Source organism: Isoptericola sp. NPDC019693 (genome assembly GCF_044389085.1).
Taxonomy (GTDB): Bacteria; Actinomycetota; Actinomycetes; order Actinomycetales; family Cellulomonadaceae; genus Isoptericola.
In genome coordinates, this window is record NZ_JBIRXP010000007.1 from 102,856 (window position 1) to 117,643 (window position 14,788).

The 14,788-nt window shown below is 73.7% G+C and carries 10 protein-coding genes; 5 read left to right on the top strand and 5 right to left on the bottom strand.

The window, feature by feature from the left end; translation table 11 throughout:
* Positions 1-918, top strand: coding sequence for a hypothetical protein (locus tag ACH436_RS18905; RefSeq protein WP_430561749.1), 918 nt, complete (start codon positions 1-3; stop codon positions 916-918).
* On the opposite strand, the gene ACH436_RS18910 is transcribed toward ACH436_RS18905, so the two are convergent.
* The 4 genes from ACH436_RS18910 to ACH436_RS18925 form a co-directional block, all read right to left on the bottom strand.
* Positions 898-1,980 (bottom strand): NAD-dependent epimerase/dehydratase family protein, encoded by a 1,083-nt coding sequence (locus ACH436_RS18910; RefSeq protein WP_430561750.1) that lies wholly within the window; start codon positions 1,978-1,980, stop codon positions 898-900. The two genes, ACH436_RS18905 and ACH436_RS18910, sit on opposite strands and share 21 nt — an antisense overlap.
* Positions 1,977-4,739 (bottom strand): alpha/beta fold hydrolase, encoded by a 2,763-nt coding sequence (locus ACH436_RS18915; protein ID WP_430561844.1) that lies wholly within the window; start codon positions 4,737-4,739, stop codon positions 1,977-1,979. The genes ACH436_RS18910 and ACH436_RS18915 overlap by 4 nt, the downstream gene beginning before the upstream one ends.
* Positions 4,740-4,780: 41 nt before the next feature.
* Entirely contained in the window at positions 4,781-5,803 is a 1,023-nt protein-coding gene (locus ACH436_RS18920; RefSeq protein ID WP_430561751.1) for a 3-oxoacyl-ACP synthase III, read from the bottom strand.
* Between the two features lie 185 nt (positions 5,804-5,988).
* On the bottom strand, positions 5,989-8,178 hold the full coding sequence (locus ACH436_RS18925) for a S9 family peptidase (RefSeq protein ID WP_430561845.1): 2,190 nt from the start codon (positions 8,176-8,178) through the stop codon (positions 5,989-5,991).
* A 308-nt stretch (positions 8,179-8,486) separates the two neighbouring features.
* Here ACH436_RS18925 and ACH436_RS18930 point away from each other — a divergent pair, with 308 nt between their 5' ends.
* The 4 genes from ACH436_RS18930 to ACH436_RS18945 are packed head-to-tail and all read left to right on the top strand — an operon-like array spanning position 8,487 to position 12,777.
* Entirely contained in the window at positions 8,487-9,986 is a 1,500-nt protein-coding gene (locus tag ACH436_RS18930; protein WP_430561752.1) for a branched-chain amino acid ABC transporter permease, read from the top strand.
* A 13-nt stretch (positions 9,987-9,999) separates the two neighbouring features.
* The gene (locus ACH436_RS18935; protein ID WP_430561753.1) at positions 10,000-11,001 is read left to right on the top strand and encodes a branched-chain amino acid ABC transporter permease; all 1,002 of its coding nucleotides are present in this window, start codon (positions 10,000-10,002) and stop codon (positions 10,999-11,001) included.
* Positions 10,991-11,998 carry an ABC transporter ATP-binding protein gene (locus ACH436_RS18940; protein ID WP_430561754.1) on the top strand — a complete coding sequence of 336 codons (1,008 nt, stop codon included), beginning with the start codon at positions 10,991-10,993 and terminating at the stop codon, positions 11,996-11,998. The genes ACH436_RS18935 and ACH436_RS18940 overlap by 11 nt, the downstream gene beginning before the upstream one ends.
* Positions 11,995-12,777, top strand: coding sequence for an ABC transporter ATP-binding protein (locus tag ACH436_RS18945; RefSeq protein WP_430561755.1), 783 nt, complete (start codon positions 11,995-11,997; stop codon positions 12,775-12,777). Before ACH436_RS18940 ends, ACH436_RS18945 begins: the two co-directional genes overlap by 4 nt.
* Before the next feature lie 640 nt (positions 12,778-13,417).
* Here the strand turns inward: ACH436_RS18945 and ACH436_RS18950 are convergent.
* Positions 13,418-14,707 carry an ABC transporter substrate-binding protein gene (locus ACH436_RS18950; RefSeq protein WP_430561756.1) on the bottom strand — a complete coding sequence of 430 codons (1,290 nt, stop codon included), beginning with the start codon at positions 14,705-14,707 and terminating at the stop codon, positions 13,418-13,420.
* Between the last annotated feature and the right edge of the window lie 81 nt (positions 14,708-14,788).

The following is a 14,788-nucleotide window of genomic DNA, read 5'->3' on the forward strand; positions in this document are numbered from 1 at the left end:
GTGCTGCGCCGGCGGGCGGTCGTGGTGCACCGGCGCACGGAGCTCGACGAGCTCCTGGACCGGCACGGCACGCGCGGGCAGGCCGAGTTCTTCCTCCGCACCCGGGGCCGCACGCTCGCGGAGGTGCAGCAGCGGCACGACACGCTGACCGCCGCCCGCGACGCCGTCGTGGCCGCGCTGCCGGCGGGCTGGGCGCGGGCGGACGTCGAGCGCGCGGACCTGTCGCGGTTCCTCGTGGCGCCGGAGGACGTCGTCGTGGTGGTGGGCCAGGACGGGCTGGTGGCGAACGTCGCGAAGTACCTGCACGGCCAGCCGGTGCTCGGCGTCGACCCCGAGCCGGGGGCCAACCCCGGCGTGCTGGTGCGGCACTCGGTCACCGCGGCGGCGCGGCTGCTGTCGGGCCTGGACGCCCCGGCACCGGGCGGCGCTCCCGACCAGGTCGCCGTCCTGCCGGTCGACGCCCTCACGACCGTGCGCGCCGACCTCGACGACGGGCAGCGCCTCACCGCGCTCAACGAGGTCTTCGTCGGGCACCCCTCGCACCAGAGCGCGCGCTACGCGCTGCGGTGCGCGGCCGGCGAGGAGCGGCAGTCGTCGTCCGGGCTGCTGGTGGCCACCGGCACGGGGGCCACCGGCTGGTGGGCGTCGCTCGCGCACGACCGCGGCGGGCGGCCCGCGCCCGGCCGGTCGGAGGACCGGCTCGGATGGTTCGTCCGCGAGGCGTGGCCCTCGCCCGGCACGGGCACGTCGCTCACGGAGGGAGTCGTCGAGCCCGGGGGCGAGGTGGCGCTGACGGTCGCCTCCGACCGGCTCGTCGTCTTCGGCGACGGCATGGAGGACGACCGCCTGGTCGCGACCTGGGGCCAGACCGTCACCGTCCGGGCCGGCGAGGAGCCGCTACGCCTCGTGCGCCCCTGAGCCCTCCGCCGCCGGGGCCGGGCCGCTGCCGCCGTAGTGCGCGGCGAGGCGGCGCAGGCCCTCGTCGACGCTCACGGCCGGGACCCAGCGCAGGTCGCGGTGCGTGGCGCGCTGGTCGAACCAGTGCGCGGTGGACAGCTGCTCGGCGAGGAAGCGCGTCATCGGCGGCTCGTCGGCGCCGGGCCGCACCCGCCACAGCGCCTCGACGAGCCCCCCGGCCGCCCGTGCCAGGCCGGCGGGGACGCGCCATGCCGGGGGACGGACGCCGGCCGCCCGGCAGATCCCCGACAGCAGGTCCGCCACGGTGCGCGGCTCGCCGTTGGTGAGCACGTACGCGCGGCCGCCGACGACGCCGGGCGTGTCGGCCAGACGGTCGAGGGCCGCGAGGATCCCCTCGGCCGCGTTGTCCACGTAGAGCGTGTCGATGAGCGCCGCGCCGTGGCCCAGCAGCGGCAGGCGGCCGCGGGCGGCCCGGTCGACGACGCGCTCCACGAGCTGAGTGTCCCCCGGGCCCCAGACGAGGTGCGGCCGGACGGCGACGACGCGCGGCCCGCTCTCCGCGCCCGTCCCGGTGTCCCGGCCCAGCGCGAGCACCTCCGCGGCGGCCTTGGTCCGCGCGTACTCGCCGTGCGCGCCCTCCGGGTCGGCCGGGCCGGCCGGGGCCCCGACCAGCGACGTCCCCAGGTGCGCGACCGACGGCGACGACACCTGCACGAACCGGCGCACGCCCGCCCGCGCGGCGGCGTCCAGCAGGGTCCGCGTGCCACCCACGTTCACCTCGTGGAACTCCGCCGGCGCGCCCGCGAGGGACACCTTGGCGGCCAGGTGCACGACGGCGTCGGCCCCGTCGACCGCCCGCGCGACGACGTCGGGATCGGTGACGGAGCCGAGCACGTCGGACGCCCCCGCGACGCCGGACGGCCGCCGCTGCAGCGTGCGCACGTCGTCCCCGCGGGCCACGAGCGCCCGCGCCACGGCGCCGCCGAGCAGCCCGGAGGCCCCGGTCACCAGCACCGTCGCCGGTCGGGTCGCGGCGGTCGCGGGCGCGTCGGTCGCGGTCACGGGCGACCCACCCGCCCGCCGGTGAGCACCCGGTCGGCCCAGCCGGCCAGGCGGGTGCGGTCGATCTTGGAGTTGTGCCGGACGTCGGTGGGCATGCGCGGCACGACCAGCACGGCGGCCAGGGGCACCGGCGACGCGGCACGCACGGCGGCGGCGAGGTCGTCGGGCGCGAGGCCGGGGCGGAGAGGCCTTCGCGCCGTGCCGGACGCCGGGTCGACGGTCTCGACGACGGCCACCGCCTGCTGCACGCCCGCGGGCCCGACGCCGACCACGGCGGCCCGCCGCACCTCCGGGACGCGCTCGACGTGCTGCTCGGGGCCCACGGGCGCCAGCGGACCGTCGGCCGTGCGCAGCACGTGCGCCAGGCGCCCCTCGATCCACAGCCGGCCCTGGTCGTCCAGGTGCCCGACGTCGCCCGTGCGGTGCCAGCGACCCGGCGGGGTGTCGCGCTCGGCGGCGAGGTCCGTGAGCCACAGGCGGTCGTAGCGCTCCTTGAGGTGCCCGGCGCGCACCAGCACCTCGCCGAGCACGCCCGGGGCCGGGGACGGCGCCCCGGTCGCGGCGCCGTCGTCGTCGAGCGCGCTGACCAGCACCTCGCCGTCGGCGACGGGCCGGCCCACGCAGACGCCGGCGTCCGGCGCCGACGCCGCGTCCCGGATGCCGTCGAGCGTGATGTCGGTGACGAGCAGGCACTCCGTCATCCCGTAGGGGGTGTGCGGGGTCGCGGCCGGCATGAGCGCCGCCGCCGAGGCGAGCAGCTCGGCGGAGATCGGCGCACCCGTCGAGAGGAAGGTGCGCACCCGGGCGAGGGCCGCCCGGTCCGCGTCGTCGAGGTCCGCGGCCGTGTCGACGACGTTGAGGATCGCCGCCGGGGACAGGAAGACGATGCGCGCGTCGGACGCCGTGACCGCGTCCGCGACGGCACGGGCGGTGAGCGTGGCCGGCGAGGACACGTCCATCACGGGCGTCACGGAGCGCGTGCCGAGAGCGGGGCCCAGCAGCGCGAAGGGCGCGAACCCGGTGACCAGCCCGGTCTCCGGCCCCACGTCGAAGTGCGCGGCGAGGGCGTCGCGCAGCGCGGACAGCTCGGCGTGCCGGTAGACGACGCCCTTGGCCGGGCCGGTCGAGCCGGACGTGAACAGCACGGCCGCCTCGTCCTCGGGGCCCGGCTCGGGCGGCAGCGGGCGCCCCTCGCCCGCCCGGGCGACGTCGACCAGCTCGTGCGCCACCCCGAGCGCGCGGCGCACGGCGGGGGCGAGCGGCTCGGCCGAGACGCGCACCCCGGGCCAGCCGAGCGCCCGCGCCGCGGCCAGCCCCTTGCGCTGGGCGACGACGAACCGCGGCCACGCGCCCCGCTGCGCGCGCGTCAGCCCGCGCACGCCGAGCCCGGCGTCGGCCACCACGACGACGGCACCGATCCGCAGGCACGCGTACACCAGCGCGGTCAGCGTCGGCCCGGGCTCCACCAGCAGCGACACGCGGTCGCCCCGGCGCACGCCGATACCGTGCAGCCCCGCCGCGACGCGTCGCACCTGCCGGTCCAGCGCCCGCCAGCTCGCCGTGAACGGCCGCCCGTCCGCGCCCTTCTTCGACGTGGCGGTCGTCATGTCCAGCACGGCCGCCGCGTCGTCGTCGGCCCGCGCGTCCAGCGCCGCCCACAGCGGCACGAACGGCGCCTCCGACTCGTCCGCCGCAGCGGAAGGCGAGGGATCGGACGAGGCGGAGGGGTCGGGAACCTCGGGCGCGGATGTACGACGTCCCGAAGTGGAGGGCCCCCTGGGGCCCGTGAACGCATCCGCGCCCGAGGTTCCCGACCCCTCCGCCGACAGCACCCCAGCCAGAAACCGGAGCACAGCAGGCGTCCAGTCCGCGTCCTCGGCGATCAGGTGCCCGGCGTCGGAGAACCGGTGCACGTGCGCGTGCGGCAGCCGCCGCACGAGGTCGTCGAGGTACCGGTCGGAGAAGATCGGGTCGTGCGGCCCCCACAGCAGGACGGCGGGCACGGTCAGCGCGGCGACGCCGGCGGCGATGCGGTGCAGCTCGGGCGCGCTGGGGTGGGTGCCGTCGACGGGGATGTCGGCGACGAAGCCCTCGATGCCGCCGCGCTCGTCGGCCGCGAGGTACGGCAGCCGGTACGCCTGCGCGACGTCGGCGGGCAGCTGCGGGCGGGCCAGCGCGAGCGTGGTCTCCAGGAAGGCGCGGGTGGTGCGCGTCCCGAGGCGGTGCACGGGCCCGGCGAGGGCGAGGCGCAGCGGCGCGGGGACCGGCGCGTCGTCGGGCTGGTGCACGGCGGTGTTGAGCAGCGCGACGCCGGCGAGCTGGTCGGGGTGGTCGACGGCCCAGCCGAGCGAGACGACGCCGCCCCAGTCGTGGCCGAGCGTCACGACCGGCCCCGTCAGGCCGAGCGCGTCGGTGAACGCGCCGAGGTCCGCGACGCGGCGGGCGAGCGGGCGGTGCTCGCCGGTGCGCTGCGACAGGCCCATCTCGAGCTGGTCGACGGCGACGACGCGCCACGCGGGTGCGCCGTCGGCCGCCGCGCCCACGGCGTCGGCGACGAGCCGCCGCCACAGGTACGACCAGGTCGGGTTGCCGTGCACGGCGAGCACCGTGCCGACGGGGACGACGCCGCGCGCGGCGAGCTCGGGCCCGTTGTCGAGGTAGTGCCACGACGCGCCGCGCGCGTCGGTGAGCACGTGGCTGAACCGCGGGTCGAGGCCGGGCAGGCCCGGGGGCGCGGTGTCGGCGGGCCGGGGTGTCACGGGCGTGTCGGTCGGGGAGGGCACGGTGCGGGTCGTGCCCGTCACCACGCGAGCTCCAGCATCGCCGTGTTGATGCCCGAGCCGACGCCCATGAGCAGCACGCGGTCGCCGGCGCTCAGGGAGTCCTGCTGCTCCACGAGGGTGATCGGCACGGACGCCGGCCCGACGTTCCCGTACCGCTCGTACGTGGTGGGCACCCTGGAGCGGTCCAGGCCGACGGCCTCGACGATGGCCTCGGTGTGCACGCGCGACACCTGGTGGGTGACGTACCGGTCCATGCGCGCCCAGTCCCAGTCGGCGACGGCGTCCTTCCAGGCGTCGACGACGAGCTCGAGGCCGCCGTCGAGCAGGGCCTTCGCGTCGGTGAACATGCCCTCGGTGCTGCCGACGCACAGGTCGTGGAACTGCGTCGCGGCGCGCGTGACGCCGCCGAGCACGCGGTGGCCCTCGGGGTGCTCGTCCGTGCGGCCCAGGACGGCGGCGGCGGAGCCGGAGCCGAGGGTGAGCGACGCAAACTCCTGCATGAAGTCGTCGCGGCTGCGGTCCTCCCGCAGGAGCCGCTCGATGGTGCGGTCGTGGATGATGTCGGCGTCCTCGCCGTCCACCACGACGGCGTACCGGACCTGCCCGGACTCGATCATCCCGGCGGCGAGGCTGATGCCGTTGATGAAGCCCAGGCAGGCGTTGGCGACGTCGAAGTTGACGGCCGACGACGGCAGCCCCAGCCCGTGGTGCAGCCGCACCGCGACGGACGGCTCGAGGTGCCGCCGCGTCACGGAGGTATTGATGAGGAGCCCGACGTCGGCGGGCTCGACGCCCGCGACGGCGAGCGCCTCGCGCCCGGCGGCGACGGTCGCGTCGTCCACGTCCTCGCCGGCCTCCCAGGCACGCCGCTCCTGCACGCCGGCGACGCGTTGCAGCAGCGTGGTCGGCAGCCGGAGGCGCCGCAGCGCGGGGGCGAGCCGGTCCTGCACCTCGGCGGAGGTCCGCACCCCCGACGGGATCCTGCTGGTCACGGCCAGCAGCGAGACACCTGCGAACCTGGTGGTGGCGTTTCCTGACACACGAGCTCCAGACGACCGGTCGTGCGCGGGAGCACGGAGCCGGCTCAGCGACGAGACGACGGGGCCGCACGACCCCGGCCCCGCGACGTTACGACGTCCGGGGCGCGCCCGCCGTTCCAGTCGCGGGATGTGGGATCGGCCACGCAGGGTTCACCCGGGTCGGTCACCGGTCCCCCGGGAGCCCGTCACACCGCCCCGAGGACGTCGAGCGTCCAGGCGTGCTCGAACGCGATCTCCTCCCAGCGTGCGTACCGCCCGGAGACCCCGCCGTGCCCGGCGGACATCTCGATCTTCAGCAGCGCGGGGGCTCCGGCGGCCCGCAGGCGGGCGACCCACTTGGCGGGCTCCACGTAGAGCACGCGCGTGTCGTGCAGCGACGTCGTCGCCAGGACGCGCGGGTACGCGGACGCGTCGTCGGGCACGTTCTCGTACGGCGTGTACCCCTTCATGCGGGCGTACACCTCGGGGTCGTGCAGGGGGTCGCCCCACTCGTCCCACTCGACGACCGTGAGCGGCAGCGTGGGGTCGAGCATCGAGGTGAGCGCGTCGACGAACGGCACGCCCGCGAGCACGCCGGCGAACAGGTCGGGGGCCAGGTTGAGGGCCGCGCCGACGGTGAGCCCGCCCGCGCTGGCGCCGTCGGCCACCATCCGCCGCGGCGACGTCCAGCCGGTCTCGACGAGGTGCCGCCCGCAGGCGACGAGGTCGGTGAAGGTGTGCTCCTTGGCGGCGAGCTTGCCGTCGTCGTACCAGCGCCGCCCCAGCTCGCCGCCGCCGCGCACGTGCGCGACGGCGAACACGACGCCGCGGTCCAGCAGGCTGAGGCGCGGGACGGAGAAGTACGGGTCGATGCTCGTCTCGTACGCGCCGTACGAGTAGAGCAGCAGGGGCGCGGGCTCGGCGCGCGTGCCGGACCCGTCGAGCGTCACCGCGTCGCGCCGCCACACCAGGCTGATCGGCACCCGGGTGCCGTCCGGGGCCGTCGCCCACTCGCGGTGCTGCACGTAGTCGGCCGGGTCGTAGCCGCCCAGCACCGGCTGCCGCTTGCGCACGTGCCGCTCGCCTGTCGCGAGGTCCACGTCCACCACCGTGGCGGGCGTGACGAACGACGTGTGCTGCACGCGCAGCAGCGGCTGCTCCCACGTGGGGTTCGCGTCGAGGGCCACGGAGAACAGCGGCTCGTCGACGTCGATCTCCCGCGCCGTCCACGGCTGGCCCGCCGTCGTGCGCGTCAGGTCCACCACGGCGACGCGCGGGAGCGCCTCGCGCCGCAGGCTGACCACCACGTGGTGGGCGAAGGCGTCCACCCCCTCGAGGCGCACGTCGGGGTCGTGCGGCACGACGACGGCCGCCGCCGCGGGGTCGAGCGCGGCCGCGCCGTCCTCCCCCGCCCGCGCGGGGACGTCCGTGACGACGAGCTCGAAGTTCTCCGCCCCGTCGTTGTGCAGCACGAGCAGCGCGTCCCGCGCCGTCCCGTGCCCGCCGTCGTCGAGGACCGCGTGCTCCACCGTGTACTCGACGTCGTCCCGCCGCTCCCACACGACGCGGAACTCGCCCGTCGGGTCGTCCGCCTCCAGGACGCGCGCCTCGCTCGTCGTCTTGGACCCGGCCTCGATCACCAGGTAGCGGCGCGAGCGGGTGAGCCCGACGCCGATCCAGAACCGCTCGTCGGGCTCCTCCAGCACCAGCACGTCGTCCGACGCCGGGGTGCCGACCTCGTGCCGCCAGATCCGGTAGGGCCGCCACGCGTCGTCGACCGTGGGGTAGAAGACGTACCGGCCGTCGGGCGTCAGGACGGCGCCCGGGAACGTGCCCTCGACGACGTCGGGCAGGTCCGCGCCGGTCGTCAGGTCGCGCACCCGCAGGGTGAAGCGCTCGTCGCCCTGGGTGTCGACGGCGTAGGCCAGCCGTCCGCCGTCCTCGGAGACGTCGAACGAGCCGAGGGAGAAGAAGTCGTGGCCGTCCGCCGCGACGTTCTGGTCGAGCAGCACCTGCTCGCCGGGGGGCACGGTGCCCGCCTCGATCCGCGGCGGCGCCCACTCCCCCGCGGCGGGCACGCGCGCGTGGATCGGGTACTGCCGGCCCTCCTCGGTGCGCGTGTAGTACCAGGACCCGCCCATCCGCACCGGCACCGACAGGTCGGACTCCAGGGTGCGCGCCTTGATCTCGTCGAAGACCGCCTGCCGCAGCGGGGCCAGGTGCGCCAGCTGCGCCTGCGTCCACGCGTTCTCCGCCTCCAGGTGGGCCAGCACCTCGGGCGACTCCTTGTCGCGCAGCCACTCGTAGTCGTCCGCGAACTCGTCGCCGTGGTGCCGGCGGACGGTGGGGCGACGCTCCGCGACGGGCGCGCGCTCCGGGACGGCGGGCGCCGGCACGGGGGTGGCGGGGGTGGCGGGTGTGGCGGGGGTGGTGGGGGTGGTGGCTCGGTCTGCGGGAGCGGTCAGGTCGTCGGGCACCCGGCCAGCCTAGGTCCGCCCGGCCGGGGGCCGGATTCCGCCCGCGCGATGCAGGACTGTGACCTGGATCTGTCATTTGGGTCACATTTTCGTGGCTACACTCGCGGCACGCTCGCGAAACGCCGGGGATACATGGGGCCTTTAGTGTCCCTGCATCGACGGGGTGAGCGGGTGGTACCCCGGGCTCGCCCCGGGGGAACGACATCGACACACGGAGGACCCGGCCGATGACGACGGACCGACCGACCAGGGCGATCGCGCTGCGCCGCACGGTGGCAGCTCTCGCGATCGCCCTCGCACCCGCTGTACTCGCCTCGCCACCAGCGCAGGCGACCCCGGGAGCGGACACGGCGCACACCAGCAGCGCCGTCACCAGCACCAGTACCACCGGCACGAGGGTCACGACCGCCGTCGCGACCGACTGCAAGCCCGACGACTCGACCGCCTGCGTCGCCGTCGTCGTCATGAACGACGCCGGCGACCGCATCACCGACGCCCAGGTGACGATCACCGGGCCCGGCGGCTTCGACGAGACCGTCACCACCACGGGGGACGCCCCCGTGTCCGTGGCGGTGCCCGAGGTCGGCCGGTACACCGTGACCCTCGACCCGGCGTCGCTGCCCTCCGACGAGCAGCTGCCCGAGGGTGCCGAGACGGCGCTCGAGGTGACCGCCCAGACGGGCGGCACCGGCCGGGTGGCGTTCCGTCTGGGCGGCGAGGCCGCGGCCCCGAGCCCATCCGCCGACGCGACCTCCTCGGCGCCCGCCGAGGGCGGCACCGACGCTGGTACCGAGGGCGAGGGTGTCGGCACGGCGCCAGAGGGCGACGCCTCCGAGCGGGCCTTCTCCTGGGGTCAGGTGTGGCAGCAGTTCGGCTCCGGCATCCGCTTCGGGCTCCTGCTGGCGCTCGCGTCGATCGGGCTCAACCTGATCTTCGGCACCACCGGGCTGTCGAACTTCGCGCACGGCGAGCAGTTCGCCCTCGGGGCGGCGCTCGGCTTCATCGCCATCAACCAGTGGGGCATGTCGATCTGGCTCGGCGGCCTGGTGACCATCGCGATCTGCGCCGCGACCGGGCTCGCGCAGGACGCCGCCATCTGGCGTCCGCTGCGGCGGAGAGGCACCCCGGTCATGCAGATGATGATCGTGACCATCGGCCTGTCGATCGCGCTGCAGTACGTCATCCAGCTGCTCATCGGTGGCGGGTCCGAGCGCATCCTCTCGAGCAACCCGCGGCCCCTGACGCTCCTCGGCATCACGCTGAGCACGACGTCGTGGATCTCGATGGCGGTCGCGCTGGTGTGCCTGGTCGGCTTCGCGCTGTTCCTCACCCGCACCCGGCTGGGCCGGGCCACCCGCGCCGTGTCGGACAACCCGGCGCTCGCCGCCGCCACCGGCATCGACCCCGACAAGGTGATCCGCATCGTGTGGATCCTCGCCACCGCGTTCGCGGCGCTCGCCGGGCTCATGTGGGGCGTCTCGTACGGGTCGTTCAACTGGCAGCTCGGCGTGCAGCTGCTGCTGCTGATGTTCGCGGCCGTGACCCTGGGTGGCCTCGGCACCGCCTTCGGCGCCCTCGTCGGGTCGCTCCTCATCGGCCTCGTCGTCGAGCTGTCCAACCTCGTGATCCAGAGCGACCTGCGGTATGCGTCGGCGCTCGTGATCCTCATCCTCGTGCTCCTGATCAGGCCGCAGGGCATCCTGGGCCGCCGCGAGCGGATCGGCTGAAGGGAGACCGACCATGGACGAGTTCCTCAGAATCCTCACCCAGTCGCTCGCCGAGCTCATCGCCCCGACGACGGCGGCGTACGCCATCGCGGCGATCGGCCTCAACCTGCACTTCGGGTACACAGGTCTGCTCAACATGGGGCAGGCGGGCTTCATGCTGCTCGGCGCGTACGGCTTCGGCATCGCGACCATCGCCGGCGCCCCGTTCTTCCTCGCGCTGCTGGTCGCACTGGCCGCCGGGCTGCTGTTCGCCCTGCTGCTCGGCATCCCGACCCTGCAGCTACGCGGCGACTACCTCGCGATCGTGACCATCTCGGCCGCGGAGATCATCCGCTGGATCGGCCGGTCCACCTGGCTGCAGGAGTGGACCGGCGGCGCGTCCGGCCTGCAGGGACGTGACTTCAAGGGCACGTTCCAGGACCTGTCGCCGCTGCCCGACGGCCGCACCGTCATCGGGCCGCTCGAATACATCAACACGGGCTCCGACTCGTGGTGGACGCGGATCTTCGCGTGGGGCCTGGTGGCCCTCGTGCTGCTGTTCGTCTGGCTCGTCACCCGCAGCCCGTGGGGCCGCGTCCTCAAGGGCATCCGCGAGGACGAGGACGCCGTGCGCGCGCTCGGCAAGAACGTGTACTCGTACAAGCTGCAGTCGCTGGTGCTGGGCGGCATGCTCGGCGCCCTCGGCGGCGTGGTCTACGTGCTGCCGCTGACCATCGCGCCCGACGCGATGGGCCGCACGATGACGTTCTTCACCTGGACCGTGCTGCTGCTCGGTGGCGCCGCCACCGTCTTCGGCCCGGTGCTGGGCGCGATGATCTTCTTCGGCGCCTACATGTTCATGCGCACCGGAATGCGCGCCCTCGCGGAGAACACCGGGGTGGGAGACATCATCACCACCACCAACGTCGAGCAGATCGGCGGCATGCTGGTAGGAGTCACGCTGATGCTCCTCGTGATCTTCCGGCCACAGGGCATCCTCGGGAACAAGAAGGAGCTGGCCTTCAATGTCCGCTGACATGTCCGCCCACCCGTCCACCGACGAGTCCGGCGCCGCCCCCGAGCCCGAGTCCGTCGTCGACGCTGCGGCCGCCGCCGCCGTCGCCCCCACCTCCGAGGCGGCCGCCGAGGCGCTCGACGAACTCGCCCAGGTCGAGTCCGTCGTCGGCGCGCCGAAGCCGGACGCCATCCTGGTGGCCGACGACGTCGTGCGGCACTTCGGCGGCATGACCGCCGTCGACGTCAAGCACCTGGAGGTGCAGCGAGGTGCCATCACCGCTCTGATCGGGCCGAACGGCGCCGGCAAGACGACGTTCTTCAACCTGCTCACCGGCTTCGACACCCCGCAGAGCGGCACCTGGAGCTTCGAGGGCCGGTCGCTGCAGGGCAAGAGCGGCGCCCGCGTCGCCAAGGCCGGGATGGTGCGCACCTTCCAGCTCACCAAGGCGCTGTCGCGGCTCACGGTGCTGCAGAACATGCTGCTCGCGGAGCCGAAGAACCCCGGCGAGCGGTTCTGGCTGTCGTGGCTGCCGTTCACCTGGCAGGCACAGGAGAAGGCCGCCACCGAGAAGGCGATGGAGATCCTCGCCCGGTTCAAGCTCGACACCAAGGCCGGCGACTACGCCGGGTCCCTCTCGGGCGGGCAGCGCAAGCTGCTCGAGATGGCCCGGGCGCTGATGACGAATCCCACCATGATCATGCTCGACGAGCCGATGGCGGGCGTGAACCCCGCGCTAGTGCAGTCGCTGCTGGGGCACGTGCAGGCACTGCGCGACGAAGGCATGACCGTGCTCTTCGTGGAGCACGACATGCACGCCGTGCGGCACATCTCCGACTGGGTGGTCGTGATGGCCGAGGGCCGGATCGTGGCCGAGGGGCCGCCGGCGACGGTGATGCACGACCAGGCCGTCGTCGACGCCTACCTGGGGGCCCACCACGACACCGACCTCGGGGACGACTCGCTGCTCGACCCCGAGATCCTGGCCCGGCTCGAGGCCGAGGAGGAGAAGCGATGAGCGACACGGCGATCCTGCCCGGGGAGGCCTCGACCGGCGCCCCGAAGGACAAGGAGCTGCTGCTGCGGGCCGACAACCTCGTGGCCGGGTACATCCCGGGCGTGCACATCCTCGACGGGTGCTCCATCGAGGTGGCCAAGGGCGAGCTGGTCGGCATCATCGGCCCCAACGGGGCCGGCAAGTCCACCTTGCTCAAGGCGCTGTTCGGGCTGGTGAAGATCCACTCGGGCACCGTGACGCTCGGGGGCGAGGACATCACCGGCATGAAGGCGAACTCCCTCGTCGCCCGCGGTGTCGGGTTCGTGCCGCAGACGAACAACGTCTTCCCGTCGTTGTCCGTCGAGGAGAACATGCGCATGGGCGTGTACCTGCGCCCGAAGGTCTTCGACGAGCGCTGGTCGTTCATCGGTGACCTGTTCCCGGTGCTGCACGACCGCCGCAACCAGCGGGCGGGCGCCATGTCCGGCGGCGAGCGCCAGATGGTCGCGATGGCCCGGGCGCTCATGATGAACCCGTCCGTGCTGCTGCTCGACGAGCCGTCCGCCGGTCTGTCCCCCGTCCGCCAGGACGAGACGTTCCTGCGCACCCGCATGATCAACAAGGCCGGCGTGTCCGTGGTCATGGTGGAGCAGAACGCCCGGCGCTGCCTGCAGATCTGCGACCGGGGCTACGTGCTCGACCAGGGCAAGGACGCGTACACCGGTACCGGTCGTGAGCTCCAGGCAGACCCCAAGGTCATCTCCCTGTACCTCGGCACCCTCGCGGAGGACACGAAGTAGGACCGCGCATCCCGCTGAGCCAGTCCGGGAAGGTGCACTCGCACGACGACGGCGACCGCTCCACCGAGCGGCCGCCGTCGTCGTGCGAGATCGGTCAGCGCGTCCATGTTCACGCGGTCAGACCGAGCGGGTACGACGGCGAGGCGGGACAGGGAGTCGCACAGCACGGACGAGCCGGGGAGTCCGGTGCGTCGAGGCGCCGTGCAGCATCGCGGCCGTCTCGTGACGGAACCACAGCCCAGCGGACCTCGTCCCGTGCAACGGCGAACCGGAAGGCTTCATCTCGTCGAGAGATCGTGGCGACGCGTCGGATCACCGGAAGGTGTCCGGCCTCTCTCACGCGACGACGATGTCGCGTCGAGAGCGCCGATCAGGCGAACGTTCGCATGCCGGTGGACGGTTCCGGGCCGTGGGCAGGCTCCACGCCAAGGAACTTCTCCGCGCGCCGTCCTCGAGCCACCTCACCGCACCCCGAACGACTTCGCGGCGACCGGAACGACGTCGCCGGGGTGGGACTTCCTCGGCGTGCGACGACGGCCCGGGCGCTCGCCGTGAGCGTCCGGGCCGTCGTCCCGTGCATGTCGATCAGGTGCTGTCGATCGGGAGCTCGATCAGGTGCTGTATCCCGACCCGAGGGGGGTCACTCGGTGGTGCCCTCGATCTCCTTGGTGAAGCTGTAGGTGTTGTCGGCGCCGTACTCGTAGATGCCGATGAATGCCGACGACGGGTCGTTGGCGTCGTTGAGCGGCCCGATGCCGGACTTGCCGACGTACTTGATCTCGTCGCCCGCCTCGAGCGCCTTCACGCCCTCCTCGAACGAGCTGACCTCGGTGGCGCCGTCCTCCGAACCGGAGACCGCACGGATGTTCTTCGAGATCGTCTCGCCGTCGGTGCCCTCGCCCTTCACCGCGGCCAGCGCGGCGAGGACGGTGGCGTCGTACGACTCGGCCGAGTACGAGAAGTCCTCGAGCTCGCCGTCCTCGTTCTCCGTGTACCAGGCCTTGAGCTCCTCACGGAACGCCTCGTCGGCCTGCGCACCAGGCAGGGTGCCCTTGACGCCCTCGAGGGTGCCCTTGTCGAACTTGTCGCCGTAGTTGGAGAGGTTGCCGTCCACGAAGTAGGTGGTCCCGTTGAAGTCCCACCCCTGCGCGACGAGCTCGTTGACGATCGCCACCGTCTCCTCGAAGGCGACGATCGAGATCGCGTCGGGCTTCTGAGCGAGCAGGTCGGTCACCTGTGCGCCGAAGTTGGTCTCGCCCGGGGCGAACTCGTTGCCCTTGCCGTTGCCGCCGTAGACGACCTCGCAGCCGCCGGCGGTGACCGTGTCCTCGATGACGTCGCGCAGGCCGGTGCCGTACGCCTCGTTCTGCACGAGGAACCCGATCTTGCAGTGGCCGTCCTCGAGGATGAGCGACCCGTGCGCCGCACCCTGCACCGTGTCCGGCGGGGCGGTGCGGGCGAAGAAGCTGCCGTACCCGGAGAGGTCGGCCGCGGTGTTCGCGGGCGAGATCTGCATGACGCCCGCCTCCTCGAACTGGTCGACCACGCCGAGGGTCACCGCGGAGGACGCGGCGCCGATCACGGCCGAGACGCCCTTGCCGATGAGGTCGGTGGCGGTGCCGCTCGCGACCGACAGGTCGGTGCTGTCGCCGGAGTCGCCCCACTCGACGGACACGTCGTTGCCGAGGACGCCGCCCGCGGCGTTGATGTCGTCGATCGCGAGGCCGACGCCGGCGATCTCCGGCGGGCCGAGAAAGGCGAGGGTGCCCGTGACCGGCAGGATCGTGCCGATCTTCAGCGGATCGGTCGAGCCGCCGCCGCCCTCGCTGCTGTCGCCGCTCCCGCCGTCGGACGAGGCACATGCTGCGAGGCCGAGGCTGAGGACTGCCGCGAGGGCCATGCCCTTGGCGGCCGTGGTGCGTCGGATCATGCTGCTCCCCTTTTGGAGGTAGGACATTCGCGGCTCAACACCGCATTCAGTGCCGCTGAACGTAGCGAGACTGTATGTCGC